A 25,283-nucleotide genomic window follows, 5' to 3' on the forward strand; every position below is an offset into this window, starting at 1 on the left:
CCAAAAAGGTCAAGCTCCCACCATTGATAGAATTGATGCTAATGGAAATAGCAAGCCGGTTCGATTCGATGGAGTGGATGACAATGTCATGATAGATAGAAAAATTTCTGTAGTGACAACTCAAAAAGCGAAAAACCAAGCTCTGAGACAATCAGAAGCACTGAAAAATAGTGGCATGACAGGGCGCTGGGAAGTGCCAAATCAGACTCAGGCTAATCGTGCTCAAAAGATGTTTGATGAGTTAGGGATCAAGAATATAGAGGTGAAAATTGTCAAAGAATAGCGAAGTTAAATTAGCTAAGATCGTTGCAGATCTGGCTATTTTCTTAGAGTTTACAAGCGAAGAGCTTCTTGATCCTGATGCTGCTGTAGAAGCAATGGAACAAATAGCAGCAGAACTTCAGTTGTTAGGTGATGAAGAACGGAACAATCTTGCTAAGATTTTTATTGATTTATCAAATGGATATCAAGGAGATAAATCAGAATATGTTAGGGATTTACCCGAATCTTTAGGTTTAATATGACCAAAAGAATCCCGGCCACCGTGCCGGGATCGTTTTACCAGCCTTTACCGCGCCTGATCGATGGCTGATCGCCGGTGTCGTTCAGCACACCGGGGCAGGCCTTAAGCCACTGGTTCATCTTTGGCACGCTAACACCGACGACGCTTAAGCCTTCGGCGCAGCCCCACAACTCGCGGGTGTTCTGGGTGGTAATAATTATACAGTCCGGCATTACCCGGATCCTGATCGGCATCCCGTCGGTAAATCCGGCCTGCGCTATCCACGCGCCACGCAAAAATATTGCAATACGCACGGCCCGGCTGTAGTACTCGCAGCGGGTGGAGCAACATCTCATTATTTAAAAGAGGATGACCCTTTAATGGGGGCAATCATAAGTGGTGGTTCTGCTGGTATAGAATATGGAATAGGTAAGGCAGCTACAATCTCATTAGACAAATAGGTTAATTCCGCATGGAAAAACTATGATTGGGTAGATATGGGAATGGGCATAAGTAAACCATTACCTTTGGCTCCATGCCCGGCTGTGATAGGGAACATCATTGCTTCCGGCTCAACTGAAAGCATAGGTCAAGGTAGCTCTAAAGCCGCCGCCCCCTTAAAAGAAGGGGAGAAATAATGCTTAATCTCTTCAAATTGATTGCCACTATATCATTTGTTATATCAATAGTTGCCATTGGGGTTTTTATTAGCCGCAGCTTATTTTATATAATCGAAATGCGAAGCTTTAACATTCCTTTTTTTGACATACTAAAAATTAGTATTAAGGTTGGTTATGTGGGAGGATTAGTAGGTAGTATAGGTATATATTTCATCCCTTACTTTTCTAAAAATACATCTGGACGATAGCATAGATATAACCGAACACGGTAATAGAGCCGTGTTCGGTCTTTTAACTGTTAATTATCGCGCTTAATCACAGGCACATCCCCCGTATCATTCAGCGCCCCAGGAAACGTCTTCAGCCAGTTAGCCACTTTCTGCATATTTATATTCACCACACTCATACCTTCACGACATCCCCATAACTCGCGTGTATGTTGTGGCGTAATCACAATGCAATCCTTCATAACACGGATTTTCACCGACATGCCATCAATAATACCTGCATTCGACAACCACTTTCCGTTAAGGGGCAGATAATCTCTGTCCATACGGGAATAAAGCTCACAACAGGCTGAACTGTCCTGCGGTGTTTCAGCTCTCGGATGTAAAGGGGCCGCATCAGTCCGCTTACCATGGAGGCGACGGGCATCTTTTTTGTGCACCGGCTCGCGGATTTCGTTATCACCCTCAAATACTGCATTTTCTGTTTGGGCAATAGCCCACTCTGGCATAAAATTCTTCTCAGCCATAATCAACTCCGTCTAGTTGTTTGTGGTTAGCGGTATAAAGGTGTTGTCGCACTTTTATACCGTGCACTTACCGCTTCATTTTCATTACATATTGTTTACAGCCCATACCGCTGAAATTCCCTGCGCCTATTATACCGCTATGGATAAAAACGCAGCGTTGTATTGAAGGGAATTTTTAATAAATGCGAAACGGCTCGGAAAAATAGTAAAGATACCAGAACGCTTTCTTTTAAATAATTTCAGTGAATATATTCAGGCAAAGAGATGCAGGTGGATAATAATCTGGTGGCACAAGGTTCCTTTGCATCCAATGCTAAACCAGAAAAAAATATTTCAGAAAAAAACCACCACCATTAACGACCCAGCTAATGAAAATATAATTGCTTATTGTTATAATGGAAATATTGTAGAAATGGTTTCGAAAATTAATGGAAGTTAACATCAAGTCGGTCTGCAACCAATACATCATGATGTCGCAAGCACAAATATAACCTGAATGGATATTATATGAAATATTTATATTGCGTAATGCTTGTCACTTTTCTTGGACTTTCTGGCTGCAGTATGTTGCCACAAGCAGGTCCATTAGCTGGAAAAGACGTTGCTGAAATAAAAAGAACAATCGTCGATGGAAAAAGCACTTACTCCGATCTGCAGGCTATTTACGGTGATAAAGCCATGCTTATTAACGCGTGGCCGGATAAAAAAGTTGTAAACTGGTACCGTACCTGGAGTTCAGGATTTACTCAGGACACAACGGTGTTAAGCGTATTGACGGATAAAAACACGGTCACCAGGCATACTGTTCTGAGATATAAAACCAGTACCAATTACAGCTTCGTCAGTAAACTCTCTGACGCTGAGTTAAAATCATTTGTTACGCCAGGAAAAACAACACTTCAGGAGATCGAGAATAAATTCGGCAAGCCAAATGACAACGCGTTTGATGAGGAAGGCAATCAGATAGTCATTTATATGTATGCCGATGTCAGCAATAGCCAGTTTGGCTGGATACCGAATGTCGGAGGATATGTGGAAGCATTAGCAGGAAGTAAAAAAATCAAACTTAACACCCTGCAGTTCATCATGAACAGTAACAATACGGTAAAAGCTTTCTCATTAAATGCCAATAATTACCATCAGGGTGTTGGGTTATTAAATTCATCTGGTGTAATTGAAGATAAATAAAAAATTATTTAGCGATTAACTTAACGAAATAAGTATATGAAAAACATTTCTCTGGCTGTACTGCTGGCAGTTTCTACGATGAGTAGCGTAGCACTTGCCAGTAGTCACACGGTATCATTGGGCTATGCACAAAGCGATGTACAAAACTTCAATGATATTAGCGGCGCTAACCTGCAGTACCGTTATGAATTTGATTCCCCATTGAGTATCCTTGGCTCCTTTACCTATATGCAGGGCGACGGTAAGAATAGCTATTATGTTGCAAACGATGCCGTAACCAACAATGCTGATGTAAAATATTACTCCTTTTTAGTCGGCCCTGCCTGGCGAATTAACGAGTACGTCTCCTTATACGCCCTTGGTGGTTTTGCTTATGTCAAAGCTTCAGGCATGACGAAATGGGAAGATTCTGCATCAGATTATATTGGGCGTGAAGATCTCTCCGAAAAATCAACCTCTTTCGCTTATGGAGCAGGTGTACTTATTAATCTGCAGGAGAATATTCCCGTTAACATCGGTTACGAAGGCACTCAAGCAGATATGGATGGTAACTACTCTATCAACTGTTTTAACGTTGGTATTGGTTATCGGTTCTAAGTAATAACGGGAGTTGCCTCTTTTTTTGCGTTTTATACTAGATTAGGGGCACTCCATATACTTTTCATCATGCATATGTCGGAGCCGAAAATTCCGGATGTTTAGACAGTTACACTCTAAATACAGCTGCACCCATTACATAGTAGTGATCATATTTCTTATTATGGCATTATGGTTGTGTTATATGGGGTGGTCTACACGTATCGCAATGCGGTCAATATTAATGCGCGACATACCTGAATTTACAACATACATAACTGTTGGCTCCGTCCTTGGTCTTATATGTGGTGGTCGCGCAACATACTTTCGACCTGTGAATAAAACATCAAAACATGTCCTTGAAATGTTTTGTGGCGGTTTTTGTTTCGGCTTTGCATGCAGCTTAAATTTTTATGACGTCTACTCTTATCTTTTACCAGGAGAAACCATTCAATATCAGACTGATTATGAAATATCCTTCCCTGGCCCCTCCCAGGGAAAATCTGGGCATTGCGAAGCAGGATTATGGTTTAAAGATTTTCATACCGATCGCTGGATCCAACTCTGTACAAATAAATCCAATTTAGCTAAACAGCGAAAGCCAGGAATGAATAATATATGGGTAACAGCTCATACAACCAACATTGGGACATATATTATAGATTATGAATTTATCTATAAATAGCTTTCCACTTCGTGAAGATAGCTTCGTTGAGTATAGTGAAAAAACAATAGCCAGGCGATAAAACAATATTCATCGCTCCCGGAAATGTCTTTAACCACTGCGCCACTTTCTGCTTATTTATAGTGACCACACTCATACCCTCCAGGTACCCCATAACTCGCGCATATGCTGTGGCGTAATCACGATGCAATCCTTCATCACATGGATTTTCACCGGCATACCATCAATAAAACCCGCATTCGACAACCACTTCCCGTTAAGGGGCAGGTAATTTCTGTCCATACGGGAATAAAGCTCACAACAGGCTGAACTGTCCTGCGGCGTTTCAGCTCTCGGATGTAAAGGAGCAGCATCAGTCCGCTTACCATGGAGGCGACGGGCATCTTTTTTGTGCACCGGCTCGCGGATTTCATTATCACCCTCAAATACTGTATTTTCTGTTTGGGCAATAGCCCACTCTGGCATAGAATTCTTCTCAGCTATAATCAACTCCTCTTTAGTTGTTTGTGGTTAGCGATATATCGGTGCGTCAACACCTTTATACCGCGCACTTACCTTTTCACTTTCATTACATATTATTCACAGCCCATGCCGCTGAAATTCCCTGTGCCTATTATACCGCTATGGATAAAAACACAGCGATGTATTAAAGGGAATGTTTAATAAATACGAAGCGGCTCGAGAAAATAATAGTGGCATCAGTAATATTGCATTTAAAATAACCTCAGTGAATATATCCAGGGAAATAAATGCAGACGGGAAATAATCTTCAGGTCCACTTCAGTGCAGCTAATCATCCGGTGGTTCAGATTCCAGACCTGATATCAGCACAAAACACCTCAAACCTTGCAGACAAAAATGAGGGCCATGGGGGCAGTGTGACAGCCGCACTCGCCTTTGCGAGCCGCTTTCCAGGTTGTTGCCCTCAACACTATTCTTGTTTTCTTTTGAATCAAACCAGGCTATAAAACTGTTCATCCATACAGTAAAAGGGATTATTCATGGCGCTGGAAAAGGGTATTGCACAGCTGGTTCAGGGATTTATCGCTGCAGGGCGGCCCTCGTCACGTCGCCAGAGCATTGAGGTGCGACGAGCAGGCTATATTGCCAGCACAGGGCTTGCCGGGGAGACCGAAACGCGCGTTCAGGTGGAGACGCTTGTTCTTGAGGGTCTTACTATTCGGGTATTTTCACCTCTCAATGCGCCTGAACTATTGCCTGCTGCCATCTACTACCACGGCGGATGCTTTATCAGCGGCGGCTTTGATACCCATGACAACCAGCTCCGTCAGTTAGCCTGCTACGGCAATTGCCGGGTGGTTGCGATTCAATACAGGCTGGCGCCGGAGCATACCTTCCCCGCCGCACATGACGATGCGGAAAGAGGTGCAGATCTGGTCTGGCAATATGCGGACAAACTGGGCGTGGATAAAAACCGGATTACACTTTGTGGAGACAGCGCGGGGGGACATCTTGCGCTGGTAACGGCGCTGCGGCTTAAGGCTAAAGGGCTCTGGCAGCCTGTACAGCTTATTCTTATCTACCCCATGCTCGACGCCACGGCCAGTTTTGAAAGCTATACCCTCAACGGCCTGGATTACGTAATTACTCGCGATACCCTGCTGAGCGGCTATGAAATATATCTGGCTGGAGCCGACCGTAAGCATCCTGAGGTTAGCCCGCTGTGGCGAGAAGACTTCAGCGGCCTGCCAGCTGTCCATATCGTTACCGCTGAGTACGATCCGTTATGCGATGAAGGAGAGGCGCTGTTTCAACGCCTCACGGAGCAAGGAGTGACGTGTACCGCTCAGCGATGGCTGGGAGTAATACATGGCTTCTTCCAGCTTGGTGGAATTAGCCAATCAGCGCGAGATGTTATGCGGGATATCGCCGGGCGGATTCAGCACGCCCGGGGAGCGTAAACAGGAGATTACTCCTCCTCGTTCCCGCCCTCTTCATACGCGCCAAAAGGCTTCGCCGGAAGAACAATGTAGGTGCCTTCAAACACCGCGCCCGGCGTTTTATCGCCAAACAGTTCGACCTGCATTTGTACGCGCGCCTTGCGACCGCGTGCCAGACGGTCAAGATCGCCACCCAGTGATCCCAGATCGGCCACGGCGGTCGGCTTGCCGCTTATCGGCGCGCTATAGCGAATGTGGGCATCGGCCAGAATGATGGTCCCGCCCAGATGGCGCTCGCGCAGCATCAGCCAGATAAGCCCCCAGCCGGTGAGCGTGGCCAGTGAGAAAAGACTTCCGGCAAACAGGGTGTGGTGCGGATTCTGGTTGCCGGTTTCCGGCATGGTGGTAATAAATTTTTGTCCGGTGTACTGCTGAATGCGTACGCCCATTTTTTCGCTGAGCGGAATGTGCTGATACCAGGCCTGCTGCAGCTGTCCGCACCAGTCGGCGCGATGCAGAATATCGTCCAGCGTGGCGATGGGTTTGATCATCAAAAAATGACGAATCGGGGTGGTTTGCGGGGTTGTGATTTCACCCTGATTCACAAAACCGAGTTTAGCGAAGAATTCTACGGCATCTTCGCGGGCGCTACAGGTGACGCGCTTAACGCCTTCCTGGCGAGCGACGGATTCCAGGGTCATCGCCATTAGCGTCCCCAGACCTTTGTCCTGCACGGAGGGATGAACCGCCATAAAGCGAATAGACGCTTCGTTATCGGCGTTGATATACAAACGCCCGACGGCCACAAGGTTGCCCTCTTCGTCCATCACCATCTGATGGTGGGCCATCGCGTCCCAGGCGTCGCGCTCAGAGCCTTTTGGCTGATGTAATGGCTTGCGTAGCATTTCCCAGCGGAACTGGTAATAGGCTTCTAACTCTTCTTCCGTTTGCGGTACTCGAAGGTGATACATAGCTGTACTCTCTCTTGTTACCCGCGGCCATGCCGTAAGTATGCTCATACCTGGAGCCAGAATGTGACGGGGCCATCGTTCACCAGCGATACCTGCATATCTGCAGCGAATCGTCCGGTTTGCGTATTCATTTCCTGCTGGCGACAACGCTCAACAAAGTACTCGTAAAGTGCTTCTGCACGATCCGGCGCGGCGCCTTTCGAGAAACTCGGGCGCATGCCGCGCTCGGTATCCGCTGCCAGCGTAAACTGGGAAACCACCAGCACGCTGCCGCCCGCCTGCTGGACGTTCAGGTTCATCTTGCCTTCCGCATCGCTGAAAATACGGTAGCCCAGCACGCGCTCACACAAGCGGTTGGCTTTTTGTTCGTCATCATCCTTTTCGACACCTAACAACACCAAAAGTCCTGGGCCAATTTCACCCGTCACCTCTCCCTCCACGGTGACGCTGGCACGGGTTACGCGCTGTATCAATGCAATCATGGTTGGTCTGCTTCTTGTTGTTTTTCAGCTTCTGCTGCTTTTTTAAGTTCGCGGTATACACCGAGAGTGACAGTTATTTCAGCACCAAGCAAGACGATACACCAGGTCCAGTAGACCCAGACAAACAAAATGGGGATCACCGCCAGCACGCCGTAAATCAGCTGATAGGACGGAAACATGGTGATGTAAAGGGCAAACCCTTTCTTACCGAGCTCAAAGAGCAACGCCGCCACCAGCGCCCCCACGACCGCATCGCGGTTGGGCACGCGCGTGGTCGGCACCACGCTATAGAGCAGCCAGAACGAGAGCCACGACAGGATCAACGGAAAGATGCGAAGCACATTATCAATCACGCCGTTTAAATCGCTCGCCCAGCGCAGGGAGAGCAGATACGAACTGATCGCGAGGCTCGCCCCGGCCAGCAGCGGCCCCAGCGTGAGGATCATCCAGTACACGGCAAAGGAATAGACCTTTGGCCGCGCTTTTTTACTCCGCCAGATCGTGTTCAGCGCGTTATCGATGGCGTACATCAACAGCAGCGCGGTGATAATAAGACCACATGCCCCCACTGCCGTCATCTTGCTGGAGTTAGCAACAAACTGCTCAATGTAGTTCTGGATGACATCCCCGGTTGCCGGAATGAAATTCGCGAAGACAAAATGACGAAGCTGCAGGCTGACATCCGCAAACATCGGAAAGGCGGAAAACAGGGCAAAGATGACTGCCACCAGAGGCACTAATGAGAGCAACGACACGTAGGCGAGGTTACCCGCCAGCGTGGTCATATTGTCCTCATCAATCCGATGCCAGAGCAGTTTCAGCCAGGCCCGCAGCGGGCGAGTATGGTGCGTGGCTTTTTGATGAACGGTTTTTAGCATAGCTGCTTCGCAAAGTAGTCTGGTATCGTCTCTTTTCCGGTCACCAGAATTGACGTAATACCCAACTGGTTAGCTCCCTCTATATTATCGGCGTTGTCGTCGAAAAAGACCGCATCGGCCGCGGTGAATCCCTCTGCCTGCAGAACAGCCTGATAAATTCGCGCTTCAGGCTTACGCATCCCCATCTCCTGCGAGAGGTAGATCTTATCCGCCGCCGCCTTAACTTCAGGGTACTCCTCAGGCCAGAACGTGGTGTGCAGACGGTTGGTGTTTGACAGCACAACGACCCGATGCCCCTGCTCGCGCAGTTTGTGCATGATGTCGATCACCTCAGGGCGAACCGCCACAAATACCGCCTGCCAGCCGTGGGAAAACTGTTCATAGCTTAACGAAAGCCCCATCTCCTGGCAGAAACGTTCAGCGAATGCTTCATCGCTGATTTCACCGCGCTCATGCTGGTGGAAGGTCTCGCCCATCGCGAAGTTCTGCTTTAAGGTCGCCAGCGGCACGCGGCTAAAATCGCTCCATGCACCCAACACGCGATTAAAATCGATATCGACGATGACGTTTCCTAAATCAAAGATATAAAGCATGTTTATCTCCTGCTCGCCGTGGAGAGGTAACTGTAGCGGGAATAAAGAGATTTGACTATGCATGCGGTCTAAGGTGTGCGATCGATTTTTACGGCGCGTTTTTACGACAGTAAAGCGAAGGGACGTTTGACGCGGCAAAAATCCAGGCCCCCCGATACTCATCGATCATCAGGCTCAGCTCTCTACCCGGCGTGCGGTAAAAACCCGGTAGCGTTGCGTTGATATCAGCCTCATCCGCATTATCGGCAAAGGTTTTAACAATACGATTGTTATTTAACACGCGCGCGTTCTCATGGTCACTGTAGTGAAAATAGATGGTACGATTAACTTCAGTAACCGTCTGACCAAATAATTTACCGTTAATAACCGTAGCCCCCTCCCGATGCTGCATCCGCCAGGAAACCGTACCCACAAATCGGTTTTTACCAATCGTCCATTCCACATCTCCCGTACAGCGTATCGGCGTACTCGATAAATGCGAATAAGCTAACCAGCCACTGGTGATAGCGGCCGCCAGAAATGCCGCCAGCAAAATGATACGGTTCCGGAGAGCCATCATTTCTCGTGCGCCCAAAAATAATGGGTGGTACATAACGCCGTCGCGTCCCTTCGCGCATCGTTATTACAGACAAACGCCGCGATTCGCTCCGTTTTACTATAGCCGACGAGAAAAACGTATCGTTTTTCGGCACACAGACCGGGATTATTGTTTAACAGGCGCACGTAATGATCCTGAATATGCTCGTTAGGTGCATAAAAAAGTTGGCAGGCCTGGGTCGTGCTGCCCGTTGAAAGGGGAATATAGTGGCTAAACGGCATGTTCTGGTGCTTTTTATATAATATTCCCCCGTTGATAAGCGCGATCAACAAAAGCGTTGCGGTCGTTATTATCAGCCAGGCTGGCCTCTGCCTCGCGGCGCGATTGGCAACGACCGCGTCTTTATTGGCTATGACTGGCTCAGCGGTTGGGACAAATAATTCAACCTCGGTAGCCTCGGAAAGCATAAGCCCGCGACGCGAAATCGTTTTTACCGTATCGCGCGGTAAGCCCACCTCAGCGAGGGCATTACGTAATGTCAAAATAGCCTGGTAAAAGGTATTCGGCGTAGTGACGTCATTGCGCTCCCCCCATCCCACCACCATTAACTGGTTTTGCGAAATTATTTCTCCGGGATGGGTGATGAGATAAAGAAAACAGAGGTTGGCAGGAAGCTGCAATTGTATCGAGCGCCCGGTAATATGATTTACCAGGTTTTTGTTTTCTGGATCATACTCGACCAATTTGTTAATAAGATACAATTTTCCTTTCCTCAGCAATAACAACCCTTAACTATATACACCAGAAAGATATACGTATATTTAACAACAGTATAGGTCAGAAGGATCAGGACGCGATACCACCCCAACTAAGATTAAAAATAACACATTGTTTTTCAATCATTTAAAAAACAGTTTTCTTAGGTTTCTCTCATCTAAAACGACATAATGAGATTTCATTACACTTCGCCCGCCCCACTCATTATATTGAGCCCCAAGTCGCGAAAAGACTGTCGTTACGGCCGATTTAAGAAACGAATCTTTAGCTATTAGTGCTATTTCGTAAATCGTCCTCCGGGATTTTTTTGTCGAATAATCTTAAGGGGCTGAAGAATAGTCCTGGAATACGATGGCCAAAGTATGTCCTTTCGCTATGGCTACGGCCTGACAAAATAGACATCACCAGGAATTTATATTCTTCATCACTATTTATCATAAACAAGAGAGGGGCACGGGATATGTTTCAAGATTGACACATTTGGATGGCAGTGAAATATTGACAGTGAAAATAAGACAGGAGTGGACTGGATGATGACATCGTCGCATAAGGTTGTCCGCTGTATGAGCTGTGAATTGTCCTGTCAGTTATTTCCAGATAACGCAGTACGTTCACAATATTGTGGAAATGCCTCATTCGCAGTTTGGCCTGGTGGTAACCATTTCCTGCAGATTGCAGTAGAAAATAAAATATTGCAAGGAAACAAGAATCACTTATTACGCGGCTTTATATTTGTAGACTTTTCGTTTTGCAACCTGCGCGTACTTGCCGATCCGCAATGGATTGAACGTCTGGTGAGAACTAACATGAACATCGTGATTATCACAGACCGCAAGCTGGAAGCATTGGCCAATTATTTTTTCATGCAGCGCAGTGAAATAAAGGGAATTATTTATTCGAATGATAACGACATTATATTAAAGGAAAAAATCAGCCATCTTTTCTCCGGGAGACGGTTAAATAGCAGACGCGGCAGCATGTTGAACGCTGTTGAATTTACGTTACTGAACAGATTTTTGTCAGGTGCGTGCCTCCAGGAGATTATAAAATCAGACGGCATTGATGTTAAAAAAATTTATGTTCATAAAATACGACTTGAGAGGAAGTTAGGCACCAGTATTCATAAGATTCTCGTTTCTATTTTGTAATTTCAACCGGTTTACCTACCCACATTTAATGGTGTGGAGGATGTTCTACGCCTGAAAGAAAGGGGGCAGTCATGCCATATTTAATGAAACACTCACCAGTCGCCGCTGCGATTTCGCTGGCGTTAACGTCAGCGCTATTTACCGCACATGCAGCGGTAATAGATTTTGCTAATTTACCTGCCTCCGGAGCGGTAACGGATTTGCCTGCAGAAATACAGGCGCTGATACCCGCAACGGCAAACGCGAACTTTAGCAAAAATACCGGCGATCCTAACTATGTCTACCAGTACAGCCCGGGGAATATCCCGATTTACGGAGATGGGATCACCCTCGAAGGGCCTGGGGCGGAAGCCTTTGAGCATTCCGTTACCGTTATTCAGAACTCCACGTCCGGCAGCCCGGGGGTGATATTTGGTGACGATCTGACTATTCGCACCCAGTCAAAAGTGGCTGCCAATAATGGTAAAGACGTCGACGGTATTCGTACCCACGGGATGAACACGCCGGCCAACCCGGTATTTATCATTACCGGCGACCGCACCCACATCTACGTTAATGGCCAAAGCGGTGACGGCATCAATGCCGGGTATAGCTCCTTCAGTCAGGGTTCTCTCGGCTCCGCCAATATTTATGTGGGTGACGATCTCTATATCGAAACCACGGGCAGCACCGGGCGCGGGATTAGCGCTTATGCACTGAATGATGCCTCAAAGGCAAAAAATAACGTTATCGTCGGCGATCGTGCGCATATTGTGACGCGCGGGACTTACGCTGAGGGAATTCGTACCAACCAGAGCGGCTCTTACGTCCGGCTGGGCGATGAGGCGACCATCGAAACGTACGGCACATCGGCCTATGGCCTGTACGCGGGCTCTGCGTCAAAAATTGAGCTAGGCGAAAGCGCGACGATAACCACCGACGCGGCCAGTGCCTCCGGGGTTTATTCTACCGGCTCGTCAACCATCACCCTTGATGAAGGCGCCACCATTACGACCAACGGTGCCAGTGCGCATGGCGTCTACGCGTACACCGGTGCGGTGAATCTGGGAGATAACGTCACCCTTGCGGTAAACAGCAGCGAGAAAACCAGCAGCTCCGCGCAGGCGCCGCACGGGATGTATGCCTGGTCGCGTGGCGTGATAGCGCTCGCGGGTGGTGCAACCATTACCACCGCAGGCCAGCGCGACAGCGGTAGCTATGCCCTGAACGCCAGTAACGGCGGGGTGATTGATGCGTCCGCAGGAGGCAAGTTCATCCTCAACGGCGATATCCTTTCCGCAGGCGGCGTCGCGGCCACCAGCACGCTTCCGGCACAAAACAGTACCATTACGCTGACTATGGATGACAACTCCCTGTGGAACGGAGCGTCCTTCATTGAGAGCAACGCCGCGGGTACCGGTACTATCGCACTGACGATGAATGATGCCGTCTGGAATCTGCGCGACAGCTCCACGCTGACCAGCCTGACGCTGAATGCGGGCGGCACGATTAATTTCCAGCATGCAGAGGACGCGGCGTGGCAAACGCTGACCATCAAGGATGATTTTATCGGCAACGGCGGCAAGCTGGTCTTCAATACCGTGCTGTTTGACGACACTTCGGAAACGGACAAACTGATCGTTGAAGGCAACACCTCCGGTCATACCGGGGTGGAAGTGAACAACATTGGCGGTGCCGGCGCGCAAACCGTAGAAGGGATTGAAATTGTCAGCGTTGGCGGCAACTCTGAGGGGACGTTTGAGAAAGCCAGCCGTATCGTGGCGGGGGGCTATGACTATAACGTTGTGCAAAAAGGTAAAAACTGGTTTTTGACCAGCCTGGTCGAGCCCGTTGATCCTGTAGACCCACCGGTCGACCCCGTAGATCCACCTGTTGACCCAGTGGACCCGGTGGACCCGGTAGATCCGCCCGTTGACCCGGTGATCCCGCCGCAAGAGCCGGTCCCCCCAGCCGCACCACCGAAAAGCGAGCACCAGTATCGCCCGGAATTTGGCAGCTATCTGGCAAACAGCTATGCGGCCAATACGCTGTTTATGACCCGTCTGCACGATCGTCTGGGTGAAACGCAGTACACCGACATGCTTACGGGCGAGCAGAAAGTGACGAGCCTGTGGATGCGTAACGTCGGCGGTCATACGCGTTTTAACGACGGCAGCGGCCAGCTAAAAACGACTGCCAATCGCTACGTGCTGCAGCTGGGTGGCGATGTCGCCCAGTGGAGCACCGATGGCCTGGACCGTTGGCATCTCGGCCTGATGGCGGGCTACGGCAACAGCCAGAGCCGGAGCGCTTCCAGCCTGACCGGATACCATTCACGCGGTGAAGTGAATGGCTATAGCGTCGGTCTGTATGGTAACTGGTACGCAAACGAGGCGGATAAAAGTGGCACCTACGTTGATAGCTGGGTGCTGTATAACTGGTTCGACAATAAGGTAATGGGACAGGATCAGGCCACTGAGAGTTATCGTTCCAGCGGCGTGACCGCCTCTGTCGAAGCGGGCTATAGCGTTAAGGTGGGCGAAAGCAGCCGCAACAGCTACTGGATCCAGCCGAAAGCGCAGGCCGTTTGGATGGACGTGCAGGCTGACGATCATCGCGAGCGCAACGGCACGCGGGTGAAAGACGAGACTCAGGGCAACCTGATGACACATCTCGGCGTGAAGGCCTACATCAGCGGACATAACGCGATTGACGACGGTAAAACCCGCACCTTCCAGCCGTTTATCGAAGCGAACTGGATCCACAACACCCAGACCACGCGTATCCGCTTGGATGACGTCAGCAATGACATGCGTGGTTCGCGCAATATCGGTGAACTCAAGACCGGCGTAGAGGGGCAGATTACGCCGCAGCTTAGCGTATGGGGCAACGTGGCTCAGCAGATAGGCGATAAAGGCTACAGCGATACGCAGGGGATGTTAGGGGTGAAATACAGCTTTAAATAACAATATTTAAGCCGCTGTTTGCTCAGCGGCTTTTTTTGCTTCAGGCAATATCATCGCTGGTACTGGCCAGGATGATTTCAACCTTACTGGATTTCAGGTGAGTTTGCAGAGCCGAGCCAGGCATCTCATCGGTGAAGAGTGCCGTGGCCTGCGCTACGTTGCCAATCTCTACCGCCGCGGATGCGGTAAATTTCGTATGATCGGCTGCGAGCAGAATGTGGCGAGCGTGGGCGATCATGGTTTTCACCACGCTGGCTTCATTGACGTCAAACTCCATCATCGCGCCGTCGTGCTCAATTGCCCCCACGCTGGTCACGAGATAATCCGCCCGAAAACCAGACACAAACGCCGTTGCCGCAGGCCCGATAATCCCGCCATTGTGCGGGCGCAGCGTGCCGCCTGGCACCATCACTTCAAAACGCGGATTCTTATACAGAATATGCGCCACCCGCAGGCTGTTGGTGATAATGCGCAGGTGGTTATGGTTGAGCAGCGCCCGGGCAACGTGCTCCACGGTCGTGCCGATGGTGATGAAAATAGTCGAGCCATCGGGAATATAGTCCGCAATGGCTTCGGCAATCGCCCGCTTCTCTTCGGTAAGCGAGACTTCACGCTGCTCGAACGCCGTGTTCACCACGCTGGATGCCCTGCCCGCCCCGCCATGATGACGCGTGATCAGCCCCTGCTCGCTGAGCTTACGGATATCCCGGCGCACGGTTTGCGTGGAGACATCCAGCAGCTGCGCCAGTTCATCAATGTTCATATAGCCGCGATCGGCAATCAGCGTCAGCAGCTGATCGTGACGCGGGTTGCCGGTCAGTTCGGTAAGGCTCATGGGCTGTCCTCTGAAAACCATCACGCCCCGCATTTTATACAAAAAGTGACAAAAAAGAGCGGGTTTGATCACAGTCAGGTATACCCGCGCGTCCACCGGGCTTCGTGCATTTCAGCGCTGCGACGGCGCTGGCAAAACGCACGGCGTCTGCGGCGGGCCATTGCTGCCCCAGGCTGACCGCCAGCGCACCGTGGAACACGTCGCCCGCCCCCGTGGTATCCACCACGTTCACCTCAAAGCCGGGCTGATGGCACAATGCGCCGTTTTCCAGCCAGAAGCACCCGTCTCGCCCCTGCGTAACATACACATGTCCATTTGTGAGCGTTTGTGCTTTTCTCAGGGAATTTTCTGTTTCGTCCCGCTGCGTAAGGTGCCGCAGCCCCGGCGCGGAGAAGGCCGCGTGATCGCTTAAAGCGATCAGCTCCGCGATGTCCTGCGGGGTGACATCCGCATCAAGCAACGTCGGAACGTCCTGCTGACGGGCCAGGGTAAATGCCTGTTTTGCCCCGTCATGCCAGCGCACATCGGCTAAGACAATATCCCATTGAGAGAAGTCGATTTCATGCAGCCAGTCTGCCGCCGCAGGGAGATCGGGGCTGGGGTAGTTGGCAATCACGCGCTCTCCGCCTGCGTCCACCAGCACCGCCGATTGTGACGATCGGGCACCCTTAAACACGCGCGTGTAGCGGGTCTTCACCCCCAGGGATTCCAGCTCCGCGAGCAGCCGTCTGCCGGTATCGTCATCACCCACCCGGCCAATAAAATCCACTTCCGCGCCCAGTTTCGCCGCCGCCACTGCCGCCGTTGCCGCCGGGCCGCCGCCCACCTCCGTATAGTCTTTTGCGACATATTTCCCACCTTCCTTTGGTAAATCATCGAGATACCAGATGCGATCCAGCACGGTAATGCCGACACAAACGATGCGAGTCATGGTGATTCCTTCTGCGATTTCTGATGCCTTCATTTTAATTTCACCAATTGTTTAAAAAGTGACCCGTGTCAATTTTTTGACTATAAATTACAAATACGATCAAAAACAGACAACATAAACGCGCAAAAATTGACACGATGTGACAGGAGAAAGGCATGTCAGCAATCGCATTTATCGGCTTAGGACAGATGGGCGCGCCAATGGCGAAGAATCTGTTGAAACAAGGTCACCAGCTTAACGTCTTTGACGTAAACCCGCAGGCGATTCAGGCGCTGGTTGAAAGCGGCGCTCGGGCGGCGGCAACGCCCGCGCAGGCAGCAACGGACGCGGAATTCGTCATCACCATGCTGCCAAACGGCGACCTGGTACGCAGCGTCCTGTTCGGCGAGCACGGCGTGTGCGAAGGGTTATCCCGCGACGCGCTGGTCATTGATATGTCCACCATTCACCCGCTGCAAACCGACGCGCTGATCCGCGACATGGCTGAGCGTGGCTTCAGCCTGATGGACGTGCCAGTCGGGCGCACCTCTGACCATGCCATCGCCGGCACGCTGCTCCTGCTGGCAGGCGGCACGGCGCAGCAGGTTGAGCGCGCCACCCCGGTCTTAATGGCGATGGGCAATGAGCTGATTAACGCCGGCGGGCCAGGCATGGGCATCCGCGTGAAGCTTATCAATAACTACATGAGCATTGCCCTGAACGCCCTTTCCGCCGAGGCCGCCGTGCTGTGCGAAGCGCTTGGCCTCTCCTTTGACGTGGCGCTCAAGGTCATGAGCGGTACGCCTGCGGGTAAAGGCCACTTCACGACATCCTGGCCGAACAAGGTGCTGAAAGGGGATCTTTCTCCCGCCTTCATGATCGATCTTGCGCATAAAGATCTGGGGATCGCCCTCGACGTGGCCAACCAGCTCCACGTTCCGATGCCGCTGGGCGCGGCTTCCCGCGAAGTTTACAACCAGGCACGCGCCGCCGGGCGCGGGCGCGAAGACTGGACGGCCATTCTTGAACAGGTTCGCGCATCTGCCGGGCTGAAAAAAACACACTGATACGAAAGGACTGAGGAATGACGATATACACCCTGAAAGATATCACCCGACCTTCCGGCGGTTTTGCGATGCTGGCCGTGGATCAGCGCGAAGCGATGCGCCTGATGTTTGCTGCTGCAGGCGCGCCGGTGCCGGTAACCGACCAGCACCTGACCGATTTTAAGGTCAACGCGGCAAAAATTCTGTCGCCGTACGCCTCTGCCATTCTCGTCGACCAGCAGTTCTGCTATCGCCAGATTGTCGAGCAGCAGGCCGTGGCCAACAGCTGCGCGATGATTGTGGCCGCCGACGAATTTATTCTGGGGAACGGTATTCCGGTCGACAGCGTGGCGATCGACAAGAACGTCGACGCGCAGGCGGTCAAACGCGATGGCGGCAAGGCGCTCAAGCTGCTGGTGCTGTGGCGCAGCGATGAAGATCCGCAGCAGCGCCTGGAGATGGTGAAAGCGTTCAATACGCTCTGCCACGATAACGGTCTGCTGAGCATTATCGAGCCGGTGGTGCGTCCGCCACGTCGCGGTGCCGTGTTTAACCGCGAACAGGCGATTATCGACGCGGCCAAAGAGCTTGGCGACAGCGGTGCCGACCTCTACAAAGTGGAGATGCCGCTGTTTGGCAAGGGCACGCAGCAGGCGCTGCTGGCGGCCTCGCAAAAGCTGAACGAGAACATCGCCATGCCGTGGGTGATCCTCTCGTCCGGCGTGGACGATAAGCTCTTCCCGCGCGCCGTCAGCGTCGCCATGCAGGCGGGGGCATCGGGCTTTTTAGCCGGTCGCGCCGTCTGGTCCTCTGTGATTGGCCTGCCGGACACCGAGCTGATGCTGCGTGATATCTCCGTCCCCAAACTTCAGCGTCTGGGTGAGATCGTCGACGAAATGATGGCTCGCCGTTAAGAAAGGACCCCGAACATGAAATGGTTTAACACCCTGAGCCATAACCGCTGGCTCGAACAAGAGACCGACCGCATTCTCGATTTCGGTAAAAACGCCGCCGTACCGACCGGCTTTGGCTGGCTGGGCAATAACGGGCAGGTGCGCAGCGATATGGGCACGCATCTGTGGATCACCGCACGTATGCTGCACGTTTACGCGGTGGCGGCGAACATGGGGCGCCCCGGCGCGTATGCCCTGGTTGAGCACGGCATTAATGCCCTCAACGGTCCGCTGCGCGACAAGCAGCACGGCGGCTGGTACGCCTGCGTAAACGATGAAGGCGTCATTGACGCCTCCAAGCAGGGCTATCAGCACTTCTTCGTTCTGCTGGGCGCGGCGAGCGCCGTGACCACGGGTCACCCGCAGGCACGTAAGTTGCTGGACGATGCCATCGAGGTGATTGAGCGCTACTTCTGGAGCGAACAGGAGCAGATGTGCCTGGAGTCCTGGGATGAAGCCTTCAGCAAAACGGAAGACTATCGCGGCGGTAACGCCAACATGCACGCCGTGGAAGCTTTCCTCATCGTCTATGACGTGACCCACGACCGTAAATGGCTCGACCGCGCCCTGCGCATCGCCTCGGTGATTATTCACGACGTGGCGCGCAAAGGGGAGTACCGCGTTAACGAGCATTTCGACACCAGCTGGAACCCGATCCGCGACTACAACATTGATAATCCCGCCCACCGCTTCCGCGCCTACGGCGGCACGCCGGGGCACTGGATCGAGTGGGGCCGCCTGATGCTGCACCTGCGCGCCGCGCTGGAAGCGCGCTTTGAAACCCCGCCGGAGTGGCTGCTGGAAGATGCAAAAGGCCTGTTCCACGCCACCATCCGCGACGCCTGGGCACCCGACGGCGCCGACGGGTTTGTCTATTCCGTGGGCTGGGACGGCAAGCCAATCGTCCGCGAACGCGTGCGCTGGCCAATCGTCGAGGCGATGGGTACGGCCTATGCCCTCTATACCGTGACCGGCGAAGCGCAGTACGAAGCCTGGTATCAGAAGTGGTGGGATTACTGCATCAAATACCTGATGGATTATGAGAACGGATCCTGGTGGCAGGAGCTGGACACCAACAACGAAGTGACGACCAAAGTCTGGGACGGCAAGCAGGATATTTACCACCTGCTGCACTGCCTGGTGATCCCCCGCCTGCCGCTGGCACCGGGCTTAGCCCCTGCCGTCGCCGCCGGATTACTGGATAGCCAGGCCAAATAATTAAGACGGAGTGTTTATGCGTACCCTACACAATATTGACCTGAAAAATAACGAAAGTGGCTTCACCCTGCGCTGGCAGGACCGTCTGATTTTATCCCACACCGCGGATGCCCCTTGCCTGTGGATTGGCGCAGGCGAGGCGGATATCGAGATGTTTCGCGGCAACTTCAGCATCAAAGACAAGCTCAACGAAAAGATTGCCCTGACGGACGCGACCGTCACGCAGCAAAACGCGGGCTGGGCGATCCGCTTTACCCGCGGCGATGCGGTAAGCGCGACGCTGCTGGTGGGCGTGGATGCGGAAGGCCGTCTGGAGCTGAAGCTGAAAAATGACGCCGCCAGCCATAACCGCATCTGGCTGCGGCTGGCAGCTCAGCCGGAAGATCATATCTACGGCTGCGGCGAGCAGTTCTCGTACTTCGACCTGCGCGGCAAGCCGTTCCCGCTGTGGACCAGCGAGCAGGGCGTGGGCCGCAATAAGCAGACCTACGTCACCTGGCAGGCCGACTGCAAAGAGAACGCGGGCGGCGACTACTACTGGACCTTCTTCCCGCAGCCTACCTTCGTGAGCACCCAGAAGTACTACTGCCACGTGGATAACAGCTGTTATATGAACTTCGACTTCAGCGCGCCGGATTTCCACGAGCTGGCGTTCTGGGAAGATAACGCCACGCTGCGCTTCGAATGCGCAGAAACCTACGTCGATCTGCTGGAAAAACTGACCGGCCTGCTGGGGCGTCAGCCGGAGCTGCCGGACTGGGTGTACGACGGCGTGACGCTGGGCATTCAGGGCGGCACCGAGGTGTGTCAGCAGAAGCTCGACGCCATGCGCGAGGGCGGCGTGAAGGTCAACGGCATCTGGGCGCAGGACTGGTCCGGCATTCGCATGACCTCCTTCGGCAAGCGCGTGATGTGGAACTGGAAGTGGAACAGCGCGCTCTATCCGCAGCTTGATGCGCGGATTGCGAAGTGGAAAGAGGAAGGCGTGCAGTTCCTCTCCTATATCAACCCGTACGTCGCCAGCGATAAAGATCTCTGCGAAGAGGCCGCGAAACGCGGCTATCTGACCAAAAACGCCAACGGCGAGGACTACCACGTCGAGTTCGGCGAGTTCTACGCGGGCGTTATCGACCTGACCAACCCGGCAGCCTACGACTGGTACAAAGAGGTCATTAAAAAGAACCTGATCGAACTGGGCTGCGGCGGCTGGATGGCCGATTTCGGGGAGTACCTGCCGACCGACACCTTCCTGCATAACGGCGTGAGCGCGGAGATCATGCATAACGCCTGGCCTGCCCTGTGGGCCAAATGTAACTACGAGGCGCTTCAGGAGACCGGCAAGCTCGGCGAGATCCTGTTCTTCATGCGCGCGGGCTATACCGGCAGCCAGAAGCACTCGGTGATGATGTGGGCGGGAGATCAGAACGTCGACTGGAGCCTGGACGACGGTCTGGCGTCCGTCATCCCTGCGGCGCTGTCGCTGGCGATGACCGGGCACGGCCTGCACCACAGCGACATCGGCGGCTATACGACCCTGTTCGAGATGAAGCGCAGCAAGGAGCTGCTGCTGCGCTGGTGCGACTTCAGCGCCTTTACGCCGATGATGCGTACCCATGAGGGCAACCGTCCAGGCGATAACTGGCAGTTCGACGGCGACGCGGAAACCATCGCGCACTTCGCGCGCATGACCACCGTCTTCACCACCCTGAAGCCGTACATCAAAGCCGCGGTCGCGCAGAACGCGAAAAGCGGCCTGCCGGTGATGCGCCCGCTGTTCCTGCACTATGAAGACGACGCGCGCGCCTACACGCTGAAATACCAGTACCTGTTTGGCCGCGATCTGCTGGTGGCGCCGGTTCATGAAGAGGGGCGCCGCGACTGGTCGCTCTATCTGCCGCAGGACAGCTGGGTGAATGCGTGGACCGGGGAAATCTGCCGGGGCGGTGACGTGACCGTAGATGCCCCGCTCGGCAAGCCGCCGGTCTTCTACCGCCAGCACAGCGAATGGGCAGATCTGTTTAGCACCTTACGTCATATCTGATAAGGCTCGCCCGCGGGGCAACCTGCGGGCAGACGGAGAACAATAATGAGTCAACATACTTCCGATCCGGCAACCCTACGCCTGCCGTTTAAAGAAAAACTCGCCTACGGGATGGGCGATCTCGGCTCAAACATCCTGCTGGATATCGGCACGCTTTATCTGCTGAAGTTTTACACCGACGTGCTGGGCCTGCCGGGCACCTACGGCGGAATTATCTTCCTGATTGCGAAGTTCTTTACCGCCTTCACCGATATGGGCACCGGGATCATGCTCGACTCCCGGCGCAGGATCGGCCCGAAAGGGAAATTCCGCCCGTTCGTGCTCTATGCGGCGTTCCCGGTGACCTTACTGGCGATTGCCAACTTCGTTGGCACGCCGTTTGAAATCACCGGTAAAACGGTGATGGCGACGGTGCTGTTCATGCTGTACGGCCTGTTCTTCAGCATGATGAACTGCTCCTACGGCGCGATGGTGCCCGCCATTACCAAAAACCCGGACGAGCGCGCCTCGCTGGCCGCCTGGCGCCAGGGCGGCGCTACGCTGGGCCTGCTGCTCTGTACCGTGGGTTTTGTTCCGGTGATGAACCTGATTGAAGGCAATGACCAGCTTGGCTATATCTTTGCCGCCACCCTCTTCTCGCTGTTCGGACTGTTTTTTATGTGGTGGTGCTACAAGGGGGTGACCGAACGCTACGTCGAGGCGCAGCCCGCTAATCCGGCGCAAAAACCGGGGCTGCTGCAGTCGTTTCGCGCCATCGCCGGGAACCGTCCGCTGTTTATCCTGTGCATCGCCAACCTGTGCACGCTGGGCGCCTTTAACGTCAAACTCGCCATTCAGGTCTACTACACGCAGTACGTGCTGAACGACCCGATCCTGCTGTCGTACATGGGCTTCTTCAGCATGGGCTGCATTTTTATCGGCGTCTTTATGATGCCCGGCGCGGTGCGGCGCTTCGGCAAGAAAAAGGTCTACATCAGCGGGCTGATGATTTGGGTGGCGGGCGATCTGCTCAACTACTTCTTCGGCGGCGGCTCGGTGAGCTTTGTGGCGTTCTCCTGCCTGGCGTTCTTCGGCTCCGCGTTTGTGAACAGCCTGAACTGGGCGCTGGTGTCCGATACCGTGGAGTACGGCGAGTGGCGCACCGGCGTGCGCTCAGAGGGGACGGTCTATACCGGTTTTACCTTCTTCAGGAAGGTCTCCCAGGCGCTGGCGGGCTTCTTCCCGGGGATCATGCTCACGCAGATCGGCTATGTGCCCAACGTGGTGCAATCCAGTGGCACGGTTGAAGGGCTGCGGCAGCTGATATTTATCTACCCGAGCCTGCTGGCGGTCATCACCATCGTGGCGATGGGCTGCTTCTACAACCTCAACGAGAAGATGTATGTGCGCATCGTCGAAGAGATCGAACTGCGCAAACGTACGGCATAAATGACGTGATTGAGCGCCCTGAGGGGCGCTTTGAGGATCGACCATGACACATAATACTGATCCGTTAACCCTCAAATTGAGCCTGCGAGAGAAGTGCGCCTACGGGATGGGCGATTTTGGCTCGAACCTGATGCTGTGTATTGGCACGCTGTATCTGCTGAAGTTTTACACCGATGAACTGGGCATGCCGGCGTTCTACGGCGGCATTATTTTCCTCGTCGCGAAGTTTTTCACCGCCTTTACCGACATGCTGACCGGGGTGCTGCTGGACTCCCGACGTAACATCGGCGCGCGGGGAAAATTCAGGCCGTTCATTCTTTACGCCTCCGTTCCGGTGGCGCTGGTGGCGACGGCGCAGTTTATGGCCAACGACTTTAGCCTGACGGTGAAAACGGCTCTCGCCACCGTGCTCTTCATGATGTTTGGCCTCTGCTATAGCCTGATGAACTGCGCCTACGGTGCGATGGTCCCGGCCATCACCAAAAACCCGAACGAGCGCGCGCAGCTTGCGGCGTGGCGTCAGGGCGGCGCTACGGTGGGGCTGTTGCTCTGCACCGTCGGCTTTATGCCCATTCAGGCGCTGTTCGTCCACCAGCCCTCACTCGGCTATCTGGTGGCCGCGCTGGTGTTCGTTACCGGCGGCCTGTTCTGCATGTGGTGGTGCTACAGCGGGGTGAAAGAACGCTACGTCGAGCTTACGCCCGATCACCATAAGCCCGGCATTCTGAAATCATTCTGCGCGATTTTCCGCAATCCGCCGCTGCTGGTGCTGTGCATCGCCAACCTGTGCACTCTCGCCGCGTTTAACATCAAGCTGGCGATTCAGGTCTATTACACCCAGTACGTGCTGAACGATCTGCATCTGCTGTCGTGGATGGGCTTTTTCAGCATGGGCTGCATTCTGATTGGCGTGTTTCTGGTGCCCGGCGCGGTAAAGCGCTTTGGCAAGAAACCGGTCTATCTGGGCGGGCTGGCGCTGTGGGCGGTGGGCGACGTGCTGAATTTCTTCTGGGGGACCAGCTCCCTGCTGTTCGTGCTGTTTTCCTGCATGGCCTTCTTCGGCACGGCGTTTGTGAACAGTCTGAACTGGGCGCTGGTGCCGGATACCGTCGATTACGGCGAGTGGAAAACCGGCATTCGCGCCGAAGGGTCGGTGTATACCGGCTATACCTTCTCGCGCAAAATCTCCGCCGCGCTCGCCGGTTTCCTGCCCGGCATCATGCTGACCCAGATTGGCTACGTTCCCCATGCCGTGCAGAGCGCGGGCACGCTGCTTGGGTTGCGTCAGCTGATTTTCCTCTGGCCGTGCGGCCTGGCGATTGTTGCTGCCGTGACCATGGGGCTGTTTTATAAACTCAACGAAGCGCGCTTCGCCTTTATTATCGAGGAGATTGGAAAACGGAAGAAACAAACCGCGAATACCCCTGAGATAACCGCCAACAATAAAGCGTCAGCAGTCACTTTATAACAATAAATCCGGCCACTATGTCCTTCCTGTTTATCAGGAGGGAGGCCTTTCTGTACCTGATACATGGACAAATTATGAAAAGAATCATCACTGTACTGATCGTGTCGTCTGTGTCCTGCCCGGTATTTGCCGGAGCCTATGTCGAAACGCGTGAAGCCTACAATACGGCCTCAGAGATGCACGAGGTGATCCTGCGTGCGGGCTATAACTTCGATATGGGCGCGGGACTGATGTTCACCAACGCCTATAACGTGGGTAAATGGGATGAACTTAAGCACAGCTATAACGAAATCGAGGGGTGGTATCCGCTCTTTAAGCCGACCGATAAACTCACCTTCCAGCCCGGCGGGTTGATTAACGACAGCAGCGCCGGTTCGGGTGGCGCGGTGTATTTAGATACCAACTACAAATTTACAGACTGGTTTAATCTGACGTTCCGCTATCGCTATAACCATAACAACTACGATACGCCGGACTATAACGGGCAGATGGATAAAAACGACACGCACGAATTTGCCAACTACTGGAATTTCAAAGTAACGGATGCATTTTTCTACACCTTTGAACCGCACTTTTTCCAGCGGGTGAATGACTACCACAGCAAAAATGGCAAAGACCATCACTGGGAAATTACCAATAAGTTTAGCTATAAGATCGACAGAAACTGGCTGCCGTACCTCGAACTGCAGTGGCTGGACAGATGGAATGATTACAACCGGGAGCAGTACCGGATCCGTTTAGGGCTACGGTATTCGTTCTAATAAAAAAAGCCGCTGATCGCTCAGCGGCTTTTTCGTTGCCGGGTGGCGCGTGCGCATACCCGGCC

General features: G+C 52.9%; 25 protein-coding genes and 1 pseudogene. 15 read left to right on the forward strand and 11 right to left on the reverse strand.

The annotated features are described in order from the left end of the window. The coding region (locus ACVCAM_RS21555) for a hypothetical protein (protein WP_447093664.1) at positions 1-283 on the forward strand (283 nt) is incomplete at its 5' end. Beyond that, positions 270-524: a hypothetical protein gene (locus tag ACVCAM_RS21560; protein ID WP_063448628.1), complete on the forward strand. Its 255-nt coding sequence runs from the start codon at positions 270-272 to the stop codon at positions 522-524. The genes ACVCAM_RS21555 and ACVCAM_RS21560, both read left to right, overlap by 14 nt. Positions 525-558: 34 nt before the next feature. Here the strand turns inward: ACVCAM_RS21560 and ACVCAM_RS21565 are convergent, their stop codons facing one another. Both ACVCAM_RS21565 and ACVCAM_RS21570 read right to left on the reverse strand, forming a co-directional pair. After that, the gene (locus tag ACVCAM_RS21565) at positions 559-858 is read right to left on the reverse strand and encodes a SymE family type I addiction module toxin (RefSeq protein ID WP_074165573.1); all 300 of its coding nucleotides are present in this window, start codon (positions 856-858) and stop codon (positions 559-561) included. Positions 859-1,420: 562 nt separating this feature from the next. Next, positions 1,421-1,876 carry a SymE family type I addiction module toxin gene (locus ACVCAM_RS21570; RefSeq protein WP_348581927.1) on the reverse strand — a complete coding sequence of 152 codons (456 nt, stop codon included), beginning with the start codon at positions 1,874-1,876 and terminating at the stop codon, positions 1,421-1,423. 507 nt (positions 1,877-2,383) lie between these two features. Here ACVCAM_RS21570 and ACVCAM_RS21575 point away from each other — a divergent pair. The 3 genes from ACVCAM_RS21575 (at position 2,384) to ACVCAM_RS21585 (ending at position 4,325) form a co-directional block, all read left to right on the forward strand. Beyond that, positions 2,384-3,064 carry a hypothetical protein gene (locus tag ACVCAM_RS21575; RefSeq protein WP_348581925.1) on the forward strand — a complete coding sequence of 227 codons (681 nt, stop codon included), beginning with the start codon at positions 2,384-2,386 and terminating at the stop codon, positions 3,062-3,064. 36 nt (positions 3,065-3,100) lie between these two features. Then, entirely contained in the window at positions 3,101-3,661 is a 561-nt protein-coding gene (locus ACVCAM_RS21580) for an Ail/Lom family outer membrane beta-barrel protein (protein WP_199557916.1), read from the forward strand. 223 nt (positions 3,662-3,884) lie between these two features. After that, entirely contained in the window at positions 3,885-4,325 is a 441-nt protein-coding gene (locus ACVCAM_RS21585; protein WP_259282058.1) for a hypothetical protein, read from the forward strand. On the opposite strand, the pseudogene ACVCAM_RS21590 reads toward ACVCAM_RS21585, so the two are convergent. Continuing rightward, positions 4,312-4,790, reverse strand: a pseudogene (locus ACVCAM_RS21590) (SymE family type I addiction module toxin). The gene ACVCAM_RS21585 and the pseudogene ACVCAM_RS21590 sit on opposite strands and share 14 nt — an antisense overlap. A gap of 536 nt (positions 4,791-5,326) precedes the next feature. On the opposite strand from ACVCAM_RS21590, the gene ACVCAM_RS21595 reads away from it, so the two are divergent. Continuing rightward, entirely contained in the window at positions 5,327-6,247 is a 921-nt protein-coding gene (locus ACVCAM_RS21595) for an alpha/beta hydrolase (protein ID WP_126349277.1), read from the forward strand. Positions 6,248-6,255: 8 nt separating this feature from the next. Here the strand turns inward: ACVCAM_RS21595 and fabY are convergent, their stop codons facing one another. From fabY to ACVCAM_RS21625, 6 genes are all read right to left on the reverse strand, one after another. Then, positions 6,256-7,197, reverse strand: coding sequence for a fatty acid biosynthesis protein FabY (gene fabY / locus ACVCAM_RS21600; RefSeq protein ID WP_023326334.1), 942 nt, complete (start codon positions 7,195-7,197; stop codon positions 6,256-6,258). A gap of 44 nt (positions 7,198-7,241) precedes the next feature. Then, positions 7,242-7,679: a D-aminoacyl-tRNA deacylase gene (dtd, locus tag ACVCAM_RS21605; RefSeq protein ID WP_008501836.1), complete on the reverse strand. Its 438-nt coding sequence runs from the start codon at positions 7,677-7,679 to the stop codon at positions 7,242-7,244. Further along, a complete protein-coding gene (locus ACVCAM_RS21610; protein WP_039265628.1) occupies positions 7,676-8,557 on the reverse strand; it encodes a virulence factor BrkB family protein in 882 nt (293 codons plus the stop codon). Before ACVCAM_RS21610 ends, dtd begins: the two co-directional genes overlap by 4 nt. Then, complete coding sequence (gene yihX, locus ACVCAM_RS21615; RefSeq protein ID WP_008501839.1) at positions 8,551-9,150, reverse strand: glucose-1-phosphatase; 600 nt, start codon at positions 9,148-9,150, stop codon at positions 8,551-8,553. The genes ACVCAM_RS21610 and yihX overlap by 7 nt, the downstream gene beginning before the upstream one ends. 88 nt (positions 9,151-9,238) lie before the next feature. After that, positions 9,239-9,742, reverse strand: coding sequence for a hypothetical protein (locus ACVCAM_RS21620; RefSeq protein ID WP_407223756.1), 504 nt, complete (start codon positions 9,740-9,742; stop codon positions 9,239-9,241). After that, a complete protein-coding gene (locus ACVCAM_RS21625; RefSeq protein WP_407223758.1) occupies positions 9,706-10,449 on the reverse strand; it encodes a winged helix-turn-helix domain-containing protein in 744 nt (247 codons plus the stop codon). Before ACVCAM_RS21625 ends, ACVCAM_RS21620 begins: the two co-directional genes overlap by 37 nt. A gap of 546 nt (positions 10,450-10,995) precedes the next feature. Between ACVCAM_RS21625 and ACVCAM_RS21630 the strand changes: the two genes are divergently transcribed. Both ACVCAM_RS21630 and ACVCAM_RS21635 read left to right on the forward strand, forming a co-directional pair. Continuing rightward, on the forward strand, positions 10,996-11,613 hold the full coding sequence (locus ACVCAM_RS21630) for a hypothetical protein (RefSeq protein ID WP_023326338.1): 618 nt from the start codon (positions 10,996-10,998) through the stop codon (positions 11,611-11,613). 71 nt (positions 11,614-11,684) lie between these two features. Beyond that, complete coding sequence (locus ACVCAM_RS21635) at positions 11,685-14,558, forward strand: autotransporter outer membrane beta-barrel domain-containing protein (protein ID WP_407223760.1); 2,874 nt, start codon at positions 11,685-11,687, stop codon at positions 14,556-14,558. 40 nt (positions 14,559-14,598) lie between these two features. On the opposite strand, the gene ACVCAM_RS21640 is transcribed toward ACVCAM_RS21635, so the two are convergent. Further along, positions 14,599-15,393 (reverse strand): DeoR/GlpR family DNA-binding transcription regulator, encoded by a 795-nt coding sequence (locus tag ACVCAM_RS21640; RefSeq protein WP_021242785.1) that lies wholly within the window; start codon positions 15,391-15,393, stop codon positions 14,599-14,601. A 34-nt stretch (positions 15,394-15,427) separates the two neighbouring features. Continuing rightward, the gene (locus ACVCAM_RS21645) at positions 15,428-16,324 is read right to left on the reverse strand and encodes a sugar kinase (protein WP_126349281.1); all 897 of its coding nucleotides are present in this window, start codon (positions 16,322-16,324) and stop codon (positions 15,428-15,430) included. Positions 16,325-16,479: 155 nt separating this feature from the next. Here ACVCAM_RS21645 and yihU point away from each other — a divergent pair, with 155 nt between their 5' ends. The 7 genes from yihU to ompL all read left to right on the forward strand — a co-directional run bounded on the left by yihU (position 16,480) and on the right by ompL (position 25,218). Further along, on the forward strand, positions 16,480-17,370 hold the full coding sequence (gene yihU / locus ACVCAM_RS21650) for a sulfolactaldehyde 3-reductase (RefSeq protein ID WP_023293618.1): 891 nt from the start codon (positions 16,480-16,482) through the stop codon (positions 17,368-17,370). A gap of 17 nt (positions 17,371-17,387) precedes the next feature. Then, the gene (yihT, locus tag ACVCAM_RS21655; protein ID WP_447093665.1) at positions 17,388-18,263 is read left to right on the forward strand and encodes a sulfofructosephosphate aldolase; all 876 of its coding nucleotides are present in this window, start codon (positions 17,388-17,390) and stop codon (positions 18,261-18,263) included. A 15-nt stretch (positions 18,264-18,278) separates the two neighbouring features. Further along, positions 18,279-19,520, forward strand: a complete 1,242-nt coding sequence (gene yihS, locus ACVCAM_RS21660; protein ID WP_021242782.1) for a sulfoquinovose isomerase — start codon at positions 18,279-18,281, stop codon at positions 19,518-19,520. A 16-nt stretch (positions 19,521-19,536) separates the two neighbouring features. After that, entirely contained in the window at positions 19,537-21,561 is a 2,025-nt protein-coding gene (locus tag ACVCAM_RS21665; RefSeq protein WP_045371986.1) for an alpha-glucosidase, read from the forward strand. 45 nt (positions 21,562-21,606) lie between these two features. Further along, positions 21,607-22,989, forward strand: coding sequence for an MFS transporter (locus tag ACVCAM_RS21670; RefSeq protein ID WP_059363874.1), 1,383 nt, complete (start codon positions 21,607-21,609; stop codon positions 22,987-22,989). Between the two features lie 43 nt (positions 22,990-23,032). Beyond that, complete coding sequence (locus tag ACVCAM_RS21675) at positions 23,033-24,457, forward strand: MFS transporter (RefSeq protein WP_059363872.1); 1,425 nt, start codon at positions 23,033-23,035, stop codon at positions 24,455-24,457. Between the two features lie 74 nt (positions 24,458-24,531). Beyond that, on the forward strand, positions 24,532-25,218 hold the full coding sequence (gene ompL / locus ACVCAM_RS21680) for a porin OmpL (RefSeq protein ID WP_032637905.1): 687 nt from the start codon (positions 24,532-24,534) through the stop codon (positions 25,216-25,218). Positions 25,219-25,283: the final 65 nt, after the last annotated feature.

The sequence above is a fragment of the Enterobacter sp. CFEC122 genome (genome assembly GCF_052983755.1).